At 46.1% G+C, this 1,142-nt stretch carries 1 protein-coding gene; it reads left to right on the top strand.

The features are described from left to right. Window positions 1–242 precede the first annotated feature (242 nt). On the top strand, window positions 243–1,004 hold the full coding sequence (locus AB9F29_RS21245; protein WP_369757171.1) for a hypothetical protein: 762 nt from the start codon (window positions 243–245) through the stop codon (window positions 1,002–1,004). The last annotated feature ends 138 nt before the right edge of the window (window positions 1,005–1,142 follow it).

Here is a 1,142-nt window from a genome sequence, read left to right as displayed (position 1 = left end):
AGCACGCTGTTCAGTTGAATAATAAATCCTACGACGATATTTCATGGCAAACACTCCATCTCTTCCTAAAGATTAAAGTGTTGCGTCGACCAGTTGAGGCCACCGCCCTTAGTGTCGAATGACACGAACGTCCCAAACCGGACCTTGATGTTTTGCGCAGCTAACAGCAGGTTTGAGCCCTTATGGTATTCCAATGCTAATTTAGTTACTTTTCAGCGATTAGCTTTTGCATGAGAAAAACCATGACCTCCAAAAAAATTACATTGGGCGAAGAACTCTCAGGGGAAATCACCCCGAAACTAGGTATCAATACTGGCGCATGGCTCCGGCGCACCCTACTAAGGGTCCTAAACTTCGGCTTGCTGGCTTGCATATCCGCATTGCTTTTATGGTGGTTCTTAGGGCAGTCAGACTGGGACCAGGTCTCATTTTTGGCCCTCTTGACGGCACTGATTGTTTTCTGGTGGTTTGTGAACCGAAAAGTTCGCGAAAACAGGCCGCACTTTTTGTTGATCAATGATCGGCAGGGTTTCATTCATGGACTGCGACTGGATGAAAAGGTGGCCGTTTTTGATGGAAACAATATTTACCATCTTGGGCATGACAAAGGGTTAGACGCTCAACCGCTTGGTGAGATCGCGCACCTGCTTCGCTCACAAGGATACCGTATCGTTTGTTTCTTTGATGCCAATATTTTTTATACCCTTGAAGAACACGGAGCTTTCGCAAGGGACAAGCGGCATTCACTGGTGATGCTAGAAGACATTTTTGGGCTCAGAGAAGACGAAATCTATGTCGTGCCTAGCGGGTTTCAGGCAGACAGATACATTCTGGAGTTTCTCAAGTATATGCCAATATCTTTTGTTGTGACCAACGACAAATTTCGTGACTACGCAAACCAATATCCGACCGTGATGAAGGATAACCTTTGGCGTAAGGGAGTGGTGATTTCTGGCGATGAAATCAAATTGCTTCAGCACCAACTCCAAAGCCCATTGAGGTGAATAAACAGACGGCAGTCTTGTCCGGAGGCTGTGTGAAAACTCCCCCATTTTGATCCAGATGCTGCTATAATTTCCGTATTCGGTATGGAGGTTGTTCATGACGCATTTCATCGAAGGTTTAGACTGGCAGCGGACGAT

The organism is Falsihalocynthiibacter sp. S25ZX9, from assembly GCF_041205405.1.
GTDB lineage: Bacteria > Pseudomonadota > Alphaproteobacteria > Rhodobacterales > Rhodobacteraceae > Falsihalocynthiibacter > Falsihalocynthiibacter arcticus.
The sequence above is the reverse complement of the archived record's forward strand: the minus strand, read 5'-3'. Positions and strand labels throughout refer to the sequence as shown.

Bases quoted from the DNA above. Each gene is read 5' to 3' on its own strand.
- AB9F29_RS21245 (WP_369757171.1), top strand. From the start codon at position 243: ATGACCTCCAAAAAAATTACATTGGGCGAAGAACTCTCAGGGGAAATC.